Source organism: Citrobacter sp. Cf072 (assembly GCF_030334485.1).
In the GTDB taxonomy this organism is placed as follows: domain Bacteria; phylum Pseudomonadota; class Gammaproteobacteria; order Enterobacterales; family Enterobacteriaceae; genus Citrobacter; species Citrobacter freundii.
Genome location: NZ_JAOWDX010000046.1, coordinates 150,965 through 164,632, shown reverse-complemented (window position 1 = coordinate 164,632; position 13,668 = coordinate 150,965). Strand labels below are relative to the sequence as shown.

Annotated in this window: 12 protein-coding genes; 7 read left to right on the top strand and 5 right to left on the bottom strand. The window is 51.8% G+C overall.

The annotated features are described in order from the left end of the window. Window positions 1–222 precede the first annotated feature (222 nt). From idnO to idnR, 3 genes are all read left to right on the top strand, one after another. Entirely contained in the window at window positions 223–987 is a 765-nt protein-coding gene (gene idnO / locus OGX66_RS17950) for a gluconate 5-dehydrogenase (RefSeq protein ID WP_048219720.1), read from the top strand. Between the two features lie 58 nt (window positions 988–1,045). After that, window positions 1,046–2,329 carry an MFS transporter gene (locus tag OGX66_RS17945; protein ID WP_088902747.1) on the top strand — a complete coding sequence of 428 codons (1,284 nt, stop codon included), beginning with the start codon at window positions 1,046–1,048 and terminating at the stop codon, window positions 2,327–2,329. Window positions 2,330–2,411: 82 nt separating this feature from the next. Next, the gene (gene idnR / locus OGX66_RS17940; RefSeq protein WP_044699207.1) at window positions 2,412–3,404 is read left to right on the top strand and encodes a DNA-binding transcriptional regulator IdnR; all 993 of its coding nucleotides are present in this window, start codon (window positions 2,412–2,414) and stop codon (window positions 3,402–3,404) included. A 45-nt stretch (window positions 3,405–3,449) separates the two neighbouring features. Here the strand turns inward: idnR and leuD are convergent, their stop codons facing one another. From leuD to leuL, 5 genes are all read right to left on the bottom strand, one after another. Beyond that, the gene (gene leuD / locus OGX66_RS17935) at window positions 3,450–4,055 is read right to left on the bottom strand and encodes a 3-isopropylmalate dehydratase small subunit (RefSeq protein WP_003837416.1); all 606 of its coding nucleotides are present in this window, start codon (window positions 4,053–4,055) and stop codon (window positions 3,450–3,452) included. A 10-nt stretch (window positions 4,056–4,065) separates the two neighbouring features. After that, window positions 4,066–5,466 (bottom strand): 3-isopropylmalate dehydratase large subunit, encoded by a 1,401-nt coding sequence (gene leuC, locus OGX66_RS17930; protein ID WP_086538719.1) that lies wholly within the window; start codon window positions 5,464–5,466, stop codon window positions 4,066–4,068. Between the two features lie 2 nt (window positions 5,467–5,468). Continuing rightward, window positions 5,469–6,560, bottom strand: coding sequence for a 3-isopropylmalate dehydrogenase (gene leuB / locus OGX66_RS17925; RefSeq protein ID WP_003837420.1), 1,092 nt, complete (start codon window positions 6,558–6,560; stop codon window positions 5,469–5,471). Further along, window positions 6,560–8,131 carry a 2-isopropylmalate synthase gene (leuA, locus tag OGX66_RS17920; RefSeq protein WP_003837421.1) on the bottom strand — a complete coding sequence of 524 codons (1,572 nt, stop codon included), beginning with the start codon at window positions 8,129–8,131 and terminating at the stop codon, window positions 6,560–6,562. Before leuA ends, leuB begins: the two co-directional genes overlap by 1 nt. 91 nt (window positions 8,132–8,222) lie before the next feature. Continuing rightward, window positions 8,223–8,309, bottom strand: a complete 87-nt coding sequence (gene leuL, locus OGX66_RS17915) for a leu operon leader peptide (RefSeq protein ID WP_048998978.1) — start codon at window positions 8,307–8,309, stop codon at window positions 8,223–8,225. Window positions 8,310–8,962: 653 nt separating this feature from the next. Between leuL and leuO the strand changes: the two genes are divergently transcribed. The 4 genes from leuO to cra all read left to right on the top strand — a co-directional run bounded on the left by leuO (window position 8,963) and on the right by cra (window position 13,632). Beyond that, entirely contained in the window at window positions 8,963–9,910 is a 948-nt protein-coding gene (gene leuO / locus OGX66_RS17910) for a transcriptional regulator LeuO (protein WP_003837423.1), read from the top strand. A 318-nt stretch (window positions 9,911–10,228) separates the two neighbouring features. Beyond that, complete coding sequence (gene ilvI, locus OGX66_RS17905) at window positions 10,229–11,953, top strand: acetolactate synthase 3 large subunit (RefSeq protein WP_003845729.1); 1,725 nt, start codon at window positions 10,229–10,231, stop codon at window positions 11,951–11,953. A gap of 2 nt (window positions 11,954–11,955) precedes the next feature. Continuing rightward, window positions 11,956–12,447, top strand: coding sequence for an acetolactate synthase small subunit (gene ilvN / locus OGX66_RS17900; protein ID WP_003829566.1), 492 nt, complete (start codon window positions 11,956–11,958; stop codon window positions 12,445–12,447). A 180-nt stretch (window positions 12,448–12,627) separates the two neighbouring features. Then, complete coding sequence (cra, locus tag OGX66_RS17895; RefSeq protein WP_003018794.1) at window positions 12,628–13,632, top strand: catabolite repressor/activator; 1,005 nt, start codon at window positions 12,628–12,630, stop codon at window positions 13,630–13,632. Window positions 13,633–13,668 lie beyond the last annotated feature (36 nt).

Genomic DNA, 13,668 nt, shown 5'->3' with positions numbered 1-13,668 from the left:
TGTCGTTTTTGTCGGCCGGATAAGGCGTTTACGCCGCCATCCGGCAACCTGTCCCTACGGCCTGAACGCGTTACGCTTATCAGGCCTATCCTTCTTTTTTTATCTTGCACGTAAATGTAACGTTGATCACATAACGATCATTTTCCTCTTCCTTGATCTTCTTTTTTCTACTGTTACGCGTATACAGTTACGCGTAACAGTTATCAAAAAAGGAGTTTTTTCATGAAAAACCTATTCGACCTGACCGGTAAACGCGCGCTGATTACCGGTTCCGCTCAGGGCATTGGTAACCTGCTGGCCAGCGGTCTGGCGGCGCACGGTGCTGAGATTGTTATTAACGACATTACCCAACTGCGTGCTCAGGTGGCGGCGGACAAACTGGTGGCCGAAGGCTATCGCGCTGTTGGCTATGGATTTGATGTTACCAACGGGGAAGAGGTGGCGTGCGCCATCGCGCAAATTGAAAAGGAAGTTGGGGCCATTGATATTTTAATTAACAACGCCGGAATCCAGCGTCGTTATCCCTTCACCGAATTCCCGGAGGCTGAATGGGACAAAGTGATTGATGTAAACCAGAAATCGGTCTTTCTGGTATCACAGCAGGTTTCCCGCTACATGGTGCAACGCCGCCGCGGGAAGATTATTAATATCTGCTCAATGCAAAGCGAATTAGGTCGTAAAACCATTACCCCCTACGCGGCGTCAAAAGGCGCGGTCAAAATGTTAACCCGTGGCATGTGCGTGGAACTGGCGGAATACAATATTCAGGTCAACGGTATTGCTCCCGGCTATTTCGCTACCGACATGACCACCGCGCTGGTCAACGATGAAGCATTCTCCGCCTGGCTGTTCCAGCGCACGCCCGCTGCTCGCTGGGGTAACCCGGAAGAGTTGATCGGCGCGGCGGTTTATCTCGCTGCGCCCGCCTCTGACTTTGTGAATGGGCATCTTCTGTTTGTCGATGGCGGCATGCTGGCCGCGGTTTGATCGCTAACGAGGCCGCGGGAAGCAACCTCATCCTTTAATGATAATCCAAGGAGTGAGTATGAATATGCTCGCAAAACTGCCAGCGCGTCGCTGGTGGTATTTAATGCCGATTATTTTTATTACCTACAGCTTAGCTTATCTCGACCGCGCCAATTACGGCTTTGCCGCTGCCGCTGGTATCGAACACGATTTAGGGATCACCCAGGGCACGGCCTCGCTGATTGGCGCGCTCTTTTTCCTGGGATATTTCTTTTTCCAGGTGCCTGGCGCGATGTATGCCGTTAAACATAGCGTCCGTAAAATGATTTTTTACAGCCTGATCCTCTGGGGGCTTTGTGCCGCGGCGACCGGCTTTGTCAGCAATATCCCAACGCTGATGGCGATCCGCTTTATTCTCGGCATCGTCGAAGCGGCGGTGATGCCCGCGATGCTGATTTATATCAGCAACTGGTTTACCAAAACTGAACGCTCGCGCGCCAACACCTTTTTAATTCTCGGTAACCCGGTCACAGTGCTGTGGATGTCGATTGTCTCTGGCTACCTGATTGAAGCCTGGGGCTGGCGCGAAATGTTTATCATTGAGGGTATTCCTGCGGTGATCTGGGCTTTCTGCTGGGTGATTCTGGTGCGCGACAAACCGGCGGATGCGGGTTGGTTGAGCGAGCAGGAGAAGCAGGCGTTACAGCAGGCGATGGACCGCGAGCAGCGGGACATCAAACCGATGCGCAACTACGGTGAAGCGATGCGTTCACGCAGCGTCATTATGCTTTGCGCGGTGCATGCGCTGTGGAGCATCGGGGTGTATGGCTTCATGATGTGGATGCCGTCGATTCTGAAAAACGCGGCGCAGATGGATATTGTGGCGGTGGGCTGGCTGGCGGCAGTGCCGTATCTGGCGGCGATCTGCCTGATGCTGACGGTTTCCTGGCTATCCGATAAATACCAGAACCGTAAGCTGTTTATCTGGCCGCTGCTGCTGATTGCCGCCATCGCGTTCTTTGCCTCGTGGCTGTTGGGCAACCAGTCCTTCTGGCTCTCTTACGCGCTGCTGGTCGTGGCCGCCGCCTGTATGTATGCGCCTTACGGACCGTTCTTTGCGCTGATCCCCGAACTGCTGCCGCGCAACGTCTCCGGCGTGTCGATGGGAATGATCAACAGTTTTGGCGCGTTAGGGGCATTCCTCGGCGCGTGGCTGGTGGGTTACCTCAACGGCGTGACCGGCGGGCCGGGCGTCTCCTACACCTTCATGGCGATTGCTCTGCTGTCATCGGTGGTGCTGATGTACTGCGTTCGTGCGCAAAATGAAACCACGTCGCCGTCGGCTGAGATGGTAACGCGTTAAGGTTGAACGAGGAGTGCAGTCGCTAACCGGCTGTGATAAGGTTCTCTGCGAGCATAATGGGATGTTGGTCGTAGAGAACCTCATGAAAAACAATCGGATGACATTACAGGATATCGCTAATCTGGCCGGTCTGAATAAGATGACGGTCAGCCGTTATCTGCGTGACCCGAATCAGGTGTCGCAACGCAGCCGTGAATTGATTTCGAAAATCATGGAAGAGAACAACTACATTCCTAACCGCGCTCCGGAAATTCTGCTCAACGCACGTAGCAAAACTATTGGTGTGCTGATCCCCTCGTTTCGTAATCAGATCTTTGCCGACGTGCTGGCGGGAATTGAATCCGTCACCTCGGCTTGCCAGTACCAGACGCTGATCGCCAACTACGAATATGACGCCGAGCGTGAAGAACGCGAGGTTCTGAATCTGCTCTCTTACAATATCGACGGCCTGATCCTCACGGGAAAGCTGCATACCGAGCGGATGATCCAGTACGTGCGCGCCAGCGGCGTACCTGTGGCGGAACTGATGGATATTAGCGGCCAGTATCTGGATATACAGGTCGGTTTCGATAACGAAAAAGCGGCCTTCGAGATGACCCAGGCGTTTATCGACAGTGGAAAACGTCACATTGCGTTCTTTGGATCAATGGACGACCCTCGCGATTTGAGTCGTTACCGCGGTACCGAGAATGCGCTGGCTGCGCAGGGGCTGGAGGCGTATCACCTGGCGCCAAAAACGATTTCGTCGGTAGCGCTGGGGCGCAAAATGTTCCAGCAGGCGATGGCGGAAAAGCCGGATATTGACGCTATTTTCTGTACCAACGATGACCTGGCGGTTGGCGTGCTGCTGGAGTGTCAGGCACAGCAGTACGATGTGCCGGGAAAAATGGCGATTGCCGGTTTCCACGGGCTGGAAATTGGCCGTGCGCGGCTGCAAAAAATCGCCAGCGTGATTACACCACGCTTTGAGATTGGCAAAACGGCGGCGGATATTTTGATTAAACGTCTTGGCGGGAAGGATGCGCCGGGCAGCGTTAATCTTGGCTACCAAATCTATTACGGCGATACGCTGTAGGCGAAGAGTAGAGGCTGGCCACCGTGCGGTGACCAGCGGGAGAGATTACTGCATAAATGCTGGCTGCTTGTCTTCGTACTCGGTGATGGCTGCTTCATGCTGCAGCGTAAGCCCGATGCTGTCCAGACCGTTCAGCATGCAGTGGCGGCGGAAGTCGTCGATTTTAAAGCTGTAGGACTTATCGCCCGCTTTCACCACCTGCGCTTCCAGATCCACTTCAAATTTAATGCCCGGATTGGCTTTCACCAGGGTAAACATTTCATCTACCTGCGCGTCGCTCAGAGTCACCGGCAGCAGTTGGTTATTGAAACTGTTGCCGTAGAAGATGTCGGCGAAGCTTGGGGCAATCACCACTTTAAAACCGTAATCGGTCAACGCCCACGGCGCATGTTCGCGTGACGAACCGCAGCCGAAGTTTTCGCGCGCCAGCAGAATTGATGCCCCTTTATATTCCGGGAAGTTCAAAACGAACTCAGGATTTGGCTGTTGCCCTTTTTCGTCCAGAAAACGCCAGTCGTTAAACAGATGAGCGCCAAAACCGGTACGCGTAACCTTCTGCAAAAACTGTTTGGGAATGATTGCGTCGGTATCAACGTTGGCGGCATCCAGTGGGACAACCAGGCCGGTATGCTGGGTAAATTTCTCTGCCATGGTAGTTTCCTTATTTGATGCTGCGAATGTCGGCAAAATGACCGGTAACGGCGGCAGCGGCGGCCATGGCCGGGCTGACTAAATGCGTGCGACCACCGCGGCCCTGACGGCCTTCAAAATTACGGTTGCTGGTGGATGCGCAGCGCTCGCCCGGATTCAGGCGGTCATTGTTCATGGCCAGACACATGGAACAGCCTGGTAAACGCCATTCGAATCCTGCTTCGATAAAGATCTTGTCCAGACCTTCTGCTTCCGCCTGCGCTTTCACCGGACCAGAGCCCGGCACCACCAGTGCCTGTACGCCTGGCGCAACTTTACGTCCTTTGGCGATTTCCGCCGCGGCGCGTAAATCTTCAATACGCGAGTTGGTGCAGGAACCGATGAACACCTTATCGATAGCGACTTCTGTTAACGGAATACCCGGTTTTAATCCCATGTAAGCCAACGCTTTCTCAGCCGATGCGCGTTCTACCGGATCGGCAAATGACGCCGGGTCGGGAATATTATCGTTCACCGAGATGACCTGACCCGGGTTTGTTCCCCAGGTGACCTGCGGCGCAATCTCTTCCGCTTGCAGGGTGATGATGCTGTCGAAAGTGGCGCCTTCATCCGTTTGCAGGGTTTTCCAGTAGGCGACCGCGTCGTCAAAGTCTTTGCCTTTCGGTGCATGCAGACGGCCTTCGACATAGTTGAAGGTGGTCTGGTCTGGCGCGACCAAGCCCGCTTTCGCGCCCAGTTCGATCGCCATGTTGCACAGGGTCATGCGGCCTTCCATGCTCAGCGCGCGGATGGCTTCGCCACAAAACTCAACTACGTGTCCGGTACCGCCTGCACTACCGGTTTTACCGATAATCGCCAGCACAATATCTTTGGCGGTAATGCCAGGGGCTGCTTTACCGTTGACTTCAATCTTCATGGTTTTGGCGCGCCCCTGTTTCAGGGTCTGCGTCGCCAGAACGTGTTCAACTTCAGAGGTGCCAATGCCAAACGCCAGCGCGCCGAACGCGCCGTGTGTAGCGGTGTGGGAATCGCCGCAGACGATGGTCATACCCGGCAACGTCACGCCTTGTTCTGGCCCCATCACGTGAACGATACCCTGATATGGGTGGTTCAGGTCATACAGCTCGACGCCAAATTCGTTACAGTTCTTAATCAGCTCCTGCATCTGGATGCGTGCCATCTCACCCGACGCGTTGATATCTTTGGTCTGGGTAGAGACGTTGTGATCCATGGTGGCAAAGGTTTTACCCGGCTGGCGTACCTGACGGCCATGCGCGCGCAGGCCATCAAACGCTTGCGGAGAGGTCACTTCATGCACCAGATGTCTGTCGATGTACAACAGCGGGGTTTCGTTTTGCGCTTCAAAGACGACGTGCGCATCAAACAATTTTTCGTATAACGTTTTGGCCATGATTACACCCCTTCTGCGACGTAACGGGCAATGATGTCGCCCATTTCATCGGTACTGACTGCGGCAGCGCCACGGGCTAAGTCACCGGTGCGGATGCCTTCTTCTAATGCGCGGTTGATGGCGCTCTCAATTGCGGTTGCCGCATCATTGGCATCCAGGCTGTAGCGCAGCAGCAGCGCCAGCGACAGGATTTGGGCGATAGGGTTGGCAATGTTTTTCCCGGCGATGTCAGGAGCGGAGCCGCCAGCAGGCTCGTACAAACCGAAGCCCTGATCATTCAGGCTGGCGGACGGTAACATGCCCATTGAACCGGTGATCATGGCGCACTCGTCAGACAGAATGTCGCCAAACAGGTTAGAGCACAGCAACACGTCGAACTGGGAAGGATCTTTGATCAATTGCATCGTCGCGTTGTCGATGTACATATGCGCCAGTTCAACGTCTGGGTATTCATTAGCAATTTCATTGACGATTTCGCGCCACAGAATAGACGTTTGCAGTACGTTAGCTTTATCAATCGACGTGACTTTACGGCGACGTTTACGGGCGGATTCAAACGCGATACGCGCAATACGTTCGATCTCGAAACGGTGATAAACCTCGGTATCAAAGGCTTTTTCATGTTGTCCGCTGCCTTCGCGGCCTTTTGGTTGACCGAAGTAAATTCCGCCAGTCAGTTCGCGTACGCACAGGATGTCGAAACCGTTCGCGGCAATATCTGCGCGCAGAGGGCAAAACGCTTCCAGACCCTGATAGAGCTTAGCTGGGCGCAGATTGCTGAATAATTTGAAGTGCTTACGCAATGGCAGCAGCGCGCCACGCTCTGGCTGCTGGTTTGGCGGCAGATTTTCCCATTTCGGGCCGCCAACGGAGCCAAACAGAATGGCGTCAGCTTGTTCACAGCCTTCAACCGTTGCAGGCGGCAGCGGCTGACCGTGGTTATCGATAGCGGCACCACCCACGTCGTAGTGGCTGGTGGTAATGCGCATGTTAAAGCGGTTGCGGATTGCGTCCAGTACCTTCAGGGCTTGCGCCATCACTTCCGGGCCAATACCGTCACCCGGCAAAACAGCAATATGATAATTCTTCGACATCACACGGTTTCCTTGTTGTTCTCGTTGTTCTGAGCTTTGCGTTGCAATTCTTTTTCGACTTCTTCGGCGCGCCAGATGTTGTTCAGCACATGAACCATTGCTTTAGCGGAAGATTCGACGATATCTGTCGCCAGACCGACGCCGTGGAAACGACGACCATTATAGTTGGCAACGATATCCACCTGACCCAGCGCATCTTTACCGTGCCCTTTGGCGGTCAGGCTGTATTTCACCAGTTCGACGTTGTACTCAGTTACACGGTTGATTGCCTGATAAATGGCATCGACCGGACCGTTACCGTTCGCCGCTTCGGCTTTGACTTCTTCACCGCAGGCCAGCTTGACGGAGGCGGTGGCGATATCGTTTGAGCCGGACTGCACGCTGAAGTAATCCAGACGGAAATGCTCCGGTTCTTCCTGCTGTTTATTGATGAAGGCCAGCGCTTCCAGGTCGTAATCAAATACCTGACCTTTTTTGTCCGCCAGTTTCAGGAATGCGTCGTACAGGTTGTCCAGGCTGTATTCATTTTCTTTATATCCCATCTCGTCCATACGGTGTTTCACCGCGGCACGTCCGGAACGGGACGTCAGGTTCAGCTGTACCTGGTTCAGGCCGATGGATTCAGGCGTCATGATTTCGTAGTTTTCACGATTTTTCAGTACACCGTCCTGATGGATGCCGGAAGAGTGGGCAAAGGCGCCGCTACCGACAATGGCTTTGTTAGCCGGAATAGGCATGTTGCAGATTTGGCTGACTAATTGACTGGTGCGCCAGATCTCCTGGTGATTGATGCGGGTCTGTACATTCAGGATATCTTTACGCACTTTGATCGCCATGATCACTTCTTCCAGTGAGCAGTTACCGGCGCGTTCGCCGATACCGTTCATCGCGCCCTCCACCTGACGCGCTCCGGCGTGAACGGCTGCCAGTGCGTTGCCTACGCCCAAACCTAAATCATCATGGGTGTGTACGGAGATGATGGCTTTATCGATATTTGGTACGCGTTCATACAGGCCAGAAATGATTGCCCCAAATTCGAAAGGCATGGTGTAACCGACGGTATCGGGGATGTTAATGGTTTTGGCTCCCGCGTTAATGGCAGCTTCAACCACGCGAGCCAAATCGGCGATAGGGGTACGGCCTGCATCTTCGCAGGAGAACTCCACGTCATCGGTATAATTACGCGCACGCTTAACCATGTAGACCGCGCGCTCAATGACCTCATCCAGCGTACTGCGTAATTTCGTCGCGATGTGCATCGGCGAGGTGGCGATAAACGTATGAATACGGAAAGCCTCAGCGACTTTCAGAGATTCTGCGGCAACGTCGATATCTTTTTCTACGCAGCGAGCTAAGGCACAAACGCGGCTGTTTTTAACCTGACGAGCGATAGTCTGAACTGACTCAAAGTCGCCCGGTGAAGAAACGGGGAAACCCACTTCCATCACGTCAACGCCCATACGCTCAAGGGCCAGCGCAATCTGCAGTTTTTCTTTCACACTCAGGCTTGCCTGTAACGCCTGTTCACCATCGCGTAAGGTGGTATCGAAAATAATGACTTGCTGGCTCATGGTTTAGGTCCTTGGTTTCTTAGAGCGCCTTGCTTCGAGCATAAAAAAACCCGCGCAACGGCGCGGGTTTTTTGTCTTAACTGGAGCTGACTTAATGCTGAATGTCGTCCACCAGTCTACCGCGCAACGAAGATGCGTTTAGTAGTAGTAGACCGTTGAAACGAGCAATGTAAGTCATCAATTAAGCTCCAGGCGAATGCGATATGCTTTTAGTGGTACTGGATATGAAGACTGATGTCAACCCTCACTCCAGCAAATGCCTCGTTAGAGGGGGGAAGTTTCTGCAAAACTTAAGCGAATTGTGCTGAATTTTTCGGGGTACATAAAATTAATCAGTTGATGGTTGTACATAATTTTCATGGTTTGACATATTTGAGCATAGTTATTTGCATTTATTGTAACGGCGAACTGAAGGAATAGTCGCTCTTGGAATTTCATATCTTAATGATTTATCTGTTTTTATAGTAATTATGAATGGCTATGGGTGGTGTGACACCACAAAATTGATAAATTAATGTTAACTTTTAATGTATTAATAATATAAACATTTAATTAAAACTTAAATGCACATTCACGATACGTATGATTGTATATTCGCCATGCTTATGGTTATATTGTTTTTGAAATTTAAACATATGAATCACCGTGCAGTGACACTGCCACACTGCGATCGCATTGGTCTTTTGTTCATTTAGGTTTGTGCCTTTATGTTTTCCTAATTTTAATGTTTTTTCTTTTTCTCATCTTATATGTATGGTAAATCATATTAACGGAGATTATTTCTTCACTCCGTCTGGGAAAAGGGAGTTTAGAGTGACAGTGGAGTTAAATATGCCAGAAGTAAAAATAACAGATAAAACAAATATTATAGATATTGGGAAACCACAGCTTCGCATGGTTGATCTTAATTTATTAACCGTCTTTGATGCGGTGATGCAAGAACAAAACATTACCCGTGCCGCGCATACTTTGGGGATGTCGCAACCTGCTGTCAGTAATGCGGTCGCGCGCCTGAAAATTATGTTTAATGATGAGCTTTTTGTTCGTTATGGACGCGGTATCCAGCCGACAGCAAGAGCCTTCCAGCTATTTGGTTCTGTTCGCCAGGCATTGCAATTAGTGCAGAATGAACTGCCTGGATCGGGTTTTGAGCCAGCCAGCAGCGAGCGCGTATTCAATCTTTGCGTATGCAGCCCATTGGATAATATTCTGACCTCGTTGATTTATAATAGGGTTGAGCAAGTTGCACCAAACATTCATGTCGTATTTAAATCTTCACTCAATCAAAATACAGAGCACCAATTACGTTACCAGGAAACTGAATTTGTTATTAGCTATGAAGAGTTCCGACGTCCTGAATTTACCAGTATTCCGTTATTCAATGACGAAATGGTGTTAGTGGCAAGTAAAAAGCATCCGCGCATTAGTGGTCCTTTACTGGAAAGCAATGTCTATAATGAACAGCATGCGGTGGTGTCACTTGATCGCTTCGCATCATTCAGCCAACCGTGGTATGACACACCGGATAAACAGTCCTCCGTGGCTTATCAGGGCATGGCATTAATTAGCGTTCTTAATATTGTGTCGCAAACGCATTTGGTCTCTATTGCGCCACGTTGGTTAGCAGAAGAATTTGCCGATTCTTTAGAACTACAGATCTTGCCTTTACCGTTAAAATTGAACAGCCGCACATGCTATCTTTCATGGCATGAAGCCGCAGGCCGGGATAAAGGACATCAATGGATGGAAGAGTTGTTAGTCTCCGTTTGTAAGCAGTAGCATTTAGCAGAGTAAACCGGACGGCGCATCCTGTTTATTCTGCTTTTAACTTTATAACTGAAATTTTATGCTGAACTCTATTTTTTACGTCTGTCCAAAAGTGTCAAAAAATAGAGTAATTGCTGTAAGTTCCCATTTTTAAGCGATTATTTATCATACTGATTGCTTATGCTGGTTTAATTCTCCGTTTATTCGCGTCTTTCCTCCTTTTTATTCTTATTTATTCCAGTGCCACCCCTTCGGAGTCAATTGCCATGCGTCATCGTCAGCGGTTAATGTGTTGTTAAACCGCAATTCATTATAAGAGTGAGGCAAGCCATGGAGATGTTGTCTGGAGCCGAGATGGTCGTCCGATCGCTCATCGATCAGGGTGTGAAGCAGGTATTCGGTTATCCCGGGGGGGCCGTCCTCGATATTTATGATGCCCTGCATACGGTCGGCGGTATTGATCATGTGCTGGTCCGCCATGAACAAGCGGCGGTACATATGGCTGATGGCCTTGCGCGTGCCACGGGAGAAGTGGGGGTCGTATTGGTCACCTCCGGGCCGGGGGCGACCAACGCGATTACCGGGATCGCAACGGCTTACATGGATTCCATTCCGCTGGTGATCCTCTCCGGACAGGTCGCAACGTCGCTGATTGGCTACGATGCCTTCCAGGAGTGCGACATGGTAGGTATATCCCGCCCGGTGGTGAAACATAGCTTCCTGGTCAAACAAACGGAAGATATCCCGCAGGTGCTGAAAAAAGCCTTCTGGCTGGCAGCAAGCGGTCGTCCGGGGCCAGTGGTGGTGGATTTGCCGAAGGATATTCTGAATCCGGCGAAGAAACTGCCTTATAGCTGGCCGGACTCGGTGAGTATGCGCTCGTATAATCCGACGACGACGGGACATAAAGGACAGATAAAACGGGCGTTGCAGACGCTGGTCGCGGCGAAGAAACCGGTTGTCTATGTGGGCGGTGGCGCGGTCAATGCCGCTTGCCATGAGCAGTTAGCTCAGATTGCTGAAGCGCTGAATCTGCCGGTTGTCTCCTCGCTCATGGGGTTGGGCGCGTTTCCGGCCACGCATCGTCAGGCGCTGGGCATGTTGGGCATGCACGGTACTTACGAAGCCAATATGACCATGCATCATTCCGATGTGATCTTTGCTGTCGGCGTTCGCTTTGACGATCGAACGACGAATAACCTGGCAAAATATTGTCCGAATGCGACCGTGCTGCATATCGATATCGATCCGACCTCTATTTCCAAAACCGTTACTGCGGATATTCCGATTGTGGGGGATGCCCGCTTGGTGCTGGATCAGATGCTCGAACTACTGGAGCAGGAGAAATCTCAGCAGCCGCTGGATGATAATCGTGACTGGTGGCAACAGATTGAGCACTGGCGCGCCCGTCAGTGTCTGAAATACGACACGCAAAGCGAAAGTATTAAGCCGCAGGCGGTGATTGAAACCATCTGGCGTCTGACGAAAGGGGAGGCGTATGTGACTTCTGACGTTGGCCAGCACCAGATGTTTGCCGCACTTTACTATCCGTTTGATAAACCGCGTCGCTGGATTAACTCAGGCGGCCTCGGCACTATGGGATTCGGTTTACCTGCGGCGTTAGGGGTGAAAATGGCTTTGCCGGATGAAACGGTAGTGTGCGTCACCGGGGATGGCAGCATTCAGATGAATATCCAGGAACTGTCGACGGCGCTGCAATATGAACTGCCGGTGCTGGTACTCAACCTTAACAACCGTTATCTCGGCATGGTCAAACAGTGGCAGGACATGATCTACTCCGGGCGTCACTCACAGTCTTACATGCAGTCGCTGCCCGATTTCGTGCGCCTTGCTGAGGCTTATGGGCATATCGGTATCCAGATTAATCGGCCTGAAGAACTTGAGAGCAAGCTGGGCGAAGCGCTGGAACATGTGCGTAACCATCGTCTGGTGTTTGTCGATGTCACCGTCGACGGTAGTGAACATGTCTACCCGATGCAGATTCGTGGGGGTGGGATGGATGAAATGTGGTTAAGCAAAACGGAGAGGACCTGATTATGCGCCGGATATTATCAGTATTGCTTGAAAACGAGTCAGGTGCATTATCGCGTGTGATTGGCCTCTTCGCCCAGCGTGGTTACAACATTGAAAGCCTGACCGTCGCGCCGACCGACGATCCGACCTTATCGCGGATGACGATTCAGACGGTAGGGGATGAGAAAGTCCTTGAGCAGATCGAAAAGCAGCTCCACAAACTGGTGGATGTTCTGCGCGTTAGCGAGCTGGGGCAGGGCGCTCACGTTGAACGAGAAATCATGCTGGTGAAAATCCAGGCCAGCGGTTATGGCCGGGAAGAAGTGAAACGCAACACGGAGATTTTCCGCGGGCAAATCATAGATGTCACGCCGTCTATCTACACCGTACAACTGGCGGGCACCAGCGATAAGCTGGATGCGTTTCTGGCAACGCTGCGTGAAGTCGCTAAAATTGTGGAAGTTGCTCGCTCCGGCGTGGTGGGCCTTTCCCGTGGCGATAAAATCATGCGTTAATCATGATCGGGTTCTTAATTCGCAAGCCCAACGACTCAGGTTGGGCTTTTTTTTGCGAAATCAGCGGTAACCAGAGACAAAAGCGGTTGCCGGAGTCATTATTCTGCGCTTAGATGTTAATAAATTTAACCCATGCCATCACAAAGGTTATGGTTTGTACATTTTACGCAAGGGGCAATTGTGAAACTGGATGAAATCGCTCGGTTGGCCGGCGTTTCGCGAACGACTGCAAGCTACGTTATTAATGGCAAAGCAAAGCAATATCGCGTAAGCGACAAAACGGTTGAAAAAGTCATGGCGGTGGTGCGCGAGCATAATTACCACCCGAATGCCGTGGCGGCCGGGCTGCGTGCTGGACGCACACGTTCTATCGGGCTGGTGATCCCGGATCTTGAGAACACGAGCTATACCCGGATCGCAAACTATCTGGAGCGCCAGGCGCGTCAACGTGGGTATCAGCTGTTGATTGCCTGCTCTGAAGATCAGCCAGATAACGAAATGCGCTGTATTGAGCATCTTTTACAGCGCCAGGTCGATGCCATTATTGTGTCGACTTCCTTGCCGCCTGAACATCCGTTCTACCAACGCTGGGCAAACAGTTCATTCCCGATTGTGGCGCTGGATCGTGCACTGGATCGCGAACATTTTACCAGCGTTGTGGGTGCAGATCAGGATGATGCGGAAATGCTGGCGGAAGAGTTACGCAAATTCCCTGCTGAAACCGTCCTCTATCTGGGCGCGCTTCCTGAATTATCCGTCAGTTTCCTGCGCGAACAGGGTTTTCGTACCGCGTGGAAGGACGATCCGCGTGAAGTCCATTTCCTGTACGCCAACAGCTATGAGCGGGAAGCTGCAGCGCAGCTGTTTGATAAATGGCTGGAAACGCACCCAATGCCTCAGGCGTTGTTTACCACGTCGTTTGCCCTGTTGCAGGGGGTGATGGATGTGACCCTGCGTCGTGATGGGCAGTTGCCGTCTGATTTAGCGATTGCGACTTTTGGCGATCACGAACTGCTCGACTTCCTGCAGTGCCCTGTACTGGCAGTGGCACAGCGCCATCGTGATGTCGCGGAACGCGTGCTGGAGATTGTACTGGCAAGCCTGGACGAACCGCGTAAACCAAAGCCAGGTTTAACGCGTATACGGCGTAATCTGTACCGTCGCGGTATTCTCAGCCGTAACTAAGTTTCCTCAATTGATGACGTCGGCGGGATAAGCCTC

What these genes read in the sequence shown, in the direction of transcription:
- leuO (WP_003837423.1), top strand. Translation starts at nt 8,963, where the DNA reads ATGCCAGAAGTAAAAATAACAGATAAAACAAATATTATAGATATTGGG.
- leuA (WP_003837421.1), bottom strand. Translation starts at nt 8,131, where the DNA reads ATGAGCCAGCAAGTCATTATTTTCGATACCACCTTACGCGATGGTGAA.
- leuC (WP_086538719.1), bottom strand. Translation starts at nt 5,466, where the DNA reads ATGGCCAAAACGTTATACGAAAAATTGTTTGATGCGCACGTCGTCTTT.
- idnR (WP_044699207.1), top strand. Translation starts at nt 2,412, where the DNA reads ATGAAAAACAATCGGATGACATTACAGGATATCGCTAATCTGGCCGGT.
- ilvI (WP_003845729.1), top strand. Translation starts at nt 10,229, where the DNA reads ATGGAGATGTTGTCTGGAGCCGAGATGGTCGTCCGATCGCTCATCGAT.
- leuL (WP_048998978.1), bottom strand. Translation starts at nt 8,309, where the DNA reads ATGACTTACATTGCTCGTTTCAACGGTCTACTACTACTAAACGCATCT.
- ilvN (WP_003829566.1), top strand. Translation starts at nt 11,956, where the DNA reads ATGCGCCGGATATTATCAGTATTGCTTGAAAACGAGTCAGGTGCATTA.
- OGX66_RS17945 (WP_088902747.1), top strand. Translation starts at nt 1,046, where the DNA reads ATGAATATGCTCGCAAAACTGCCAGCGCGTCGCTGGTGGTATTTAATG.
- idnO (WP_048219720.1), top strand. Translation starts at nt 223, where the DNA reads ATGAAAAACCTATTCGACCTGACCGGTAAACGCGCGCTGATTACCGGT.
- leuD (WP_003837416.1), bottom strand. Translation starts at nt 4,055, where the DNA reads ATGGCAGAGAAATTTACCCAGCATACCGGCCTGGTTGTCCCACTGGAT.
- leuB (WP_003837420.1), bottom strand. Translation starts at nt 6,560, where the DNA reads ATGTCGAAGAATTATCATATTGCTGTTTTGCCGGGTGACGGTATTGGC.